The organism is Pseudovibrio sp. POLY-S9 (assembly GCF_001431305.1).
Taxonomy (GTDB): Bacteria; Pseudomonadota; Alphaproteobacteria; order Rhizobiales; family Stappiaceae; genus Pseudovibrio.
Genome location: NZ_LCWX01000149.1, coordinates 10,181 through 12,465, shown reverse-complemented (window position 1 = coordinate 12,465; position 2,285 = coordinate 10,181). Strand labels below are relative to the sequence as shown.

The window sequence follows — 2,285 nt, the reverse complement described above, 5'->3', positions numbered from 1 at the left end:
ACTGCCACCATCTGGCGTATAGACATAGACCGAACCGGATTCACTGCCCTTATCATCATCCCCAGAAGCACCAACAACCACAACTCCGTGGTCATTCACCTGCACTCCATGGCCGAAGCTGTCATACTCAGCACCATCAGAGGCAACAAGTTTGCCGGATTTAGCTGTGACATTACCCTCACCCAGGATTGTAACAGTAACCGTCTCAGTGGAACTTTCACCTGAGGCATCTGTTACGGTGTAAGTGAAAGTATCGGTTGCGGTTTCTCCGCGGTTCAATGCGTCGTACTTACCATCTGGACTATAGGTGAATGTACCATCGGCATTTACTGTAACAGAACCGGTAGTGTCGCTCGTATCAACGGCAATGCTATGGGTGTCAGATGTATCGAGATCAACGAACTCGGGTGCGATATTAATCGCAGTGTTTTCGTCTGTCTGCCTCGCGATCTCAACCGCAACCGGCCCTTCATTCTGCCCTGTCACCGTAATTGTGACAGTAGAAGTCGCACTTTCACCAGCAGCATCAGTAATCGTATAAGAAAACGTATCTATAGCTGTTTCTCCAACAGCTAGATGATCGAATTTAGTGCCTGGGTCATAGTGGAATGTGTCATCACTGATGACTGTTCCAGTTCCGATCATTTCAGCGACATTCAAAGCAAGTGTATGAGTATCTACCAGATCAAAATCCTGGAAGAAAACTCTAATGGAAATCACATCGTTTTCAGTAGTTGAGATTTGAATTGGGTAGGAAAATGGTGCTGAGTTAGACATTAAAACAACTTCCCTAAGAGCATTAACAATTACACCCTAAAGTTGCAAAACTTGCCCGAAACTTATGATTTCAATTTTAATAAATATGAATTTTCCGCTGTATTTTGAAATAGATAAGAATCTCGCATCTTTCTTATGTTAGGTTGTAAGTAAATGTACTTTCACCCCTTATCGGCAATGCGATCTAGTTTCCTTTCGATATTTTCCAACCGCTTTTCAACGCTCTCAACCAATGTCTCAACCCGTGTAACACGCTCAACCATAGCGCTACTTTGCGAAGCGTAGCGCTCCAATGCAGTCACTCGTTCGTTGACGCTTGCCGCCCACCAGACAAAACCAATAAACTGCAGTATCACAGTAAACATAAGCCCTACTGGGATCTCTTTTCCAAGACGCCAACCCGAAAGCGCTTGCTCTTGCATCGCCATCACAAGCACCTCTTTCTTTCGCAATTTGATCGTGTAGTTTTAGTTGTCTCGTCAGGCTTTGCACTTCCGATACTCAATCAAGAGAGTGTTCCAACGCGACCAAACTCACGAAGAAATTTCACGAGTTCCTGTGCAACCAAGCTTGTGAGTTTATCCACTAGCTAGCCAGAAAAGAAGTTCTAACTGAAGCAACCTCAAGCTTCGTTGATCGAGACAGCACCTTCGCGCTGTGCCAACACTCGCTCTCCTTTCACTGGATAGCTTTCCGGCCACCGGATATCTAAGAGCCGACGCTTTGAAAGCTTTGCAGTTGTGACTGCATTGGACTGATTGCCACCAAGCACATGATAGTGGCCGGCACTCTCAGAAACGTAGAAACCAACGTGCCCTTTCCAACCGCGAGGGCTACCGCGCCAGAAGACAAGAATAGAGCCAGGCACCCCTTTATCTAACCGTCTGCCGTATTTCGCCCATTGGCGAGACCCTAGAGGATTGATAGGCAGGCGATCAGAAACAAGGCTCATGCAATGGGCGACAAACAGACCACACCAAGGGGTTTCATCAGTCTGGTAGGAGATACCCAACTTACTCGCCCAACCCATAATCCTTGGATTGTGCTTCGGTCCTGATATTTCCTTGGTTCCCAACAATCGTCGCGCCTCAATAAGCCATGGCGGCTCGCCACTTTTGACCGCTTTAATCTTGAAGCCTAGCCAACTCTGATAGGCATGTTCTGAAAGTCTGCCCCAATCACCATCGGGCTTGCCTGGATTGAATCCAAGTTCCAACAGCATTTCTTGAGATTCCAAGTCTGGTACCCGTCCCATGATCACCTCACAAAAAAGGCTCCCTAGGGGAGCCGGCTTTCAGTTGAGTTCGCTTGCAATGCCCTACCAAACACCAATCACAACCACATCGTGACCTGTGCTTGAGCCGACAAATGGATAAGGTGTGGTCGTTCGCCGTGTCACAAATCCAGTCTTAAAGCCATCTTTTGTTTTCGCAGTGGTTCGAGGTATGTGCCCGCTTTCATCTGCCGTCGTTAAGACGGTGTATTTACCTGCTTTGCCGGATGGGAGC

General features: G+C 47.4%; 4 protein-coding genes. All 4 read right to left on the bottom strand.

Annotated elements, in window-relative coordinates; all coding sequences use genetic code 11:
- A partial coding sequence (locus tag PPL9_RS14065) for an Ig-like domain-containing protein (protein WP_200962318.1) occupies positions 1–777 on the bottom strand: 777 nt, incomplete at its 3' end.
- 161 nt (positions 778–938) lie between these two features.
- Positions 939–1,205 (bottom strand): hypothetical protein, encoded by a 267-nt coding sequence (locus tag PPL9_RS14060; RefSeq protein ID WP_057463297.1) that lies wholly within the window; start codon positions 1,203–1,205, stop codon positions 939–941.
- 194 nt (positions 1,206–1,399) lie between these two features.
- Entirely contained in the window at positions 1,400–2,032 is a 633-nt protein-coding gene (locus PPL9_RS14055) for a TIGR02594 family protein (RefSeq protein WP_057463296.1), read from the bottom strand.
- A 63-nt stretch (positions 2,033–2,095) separates the two neighbouring features.
- Positions 2,096–2,285: hypothetical protein (locus tag PPL9_RS32400; protein ID WP_161831299.1), on the bottom strand; the 190-nt coding region annotated here is incomplete at its 5' end.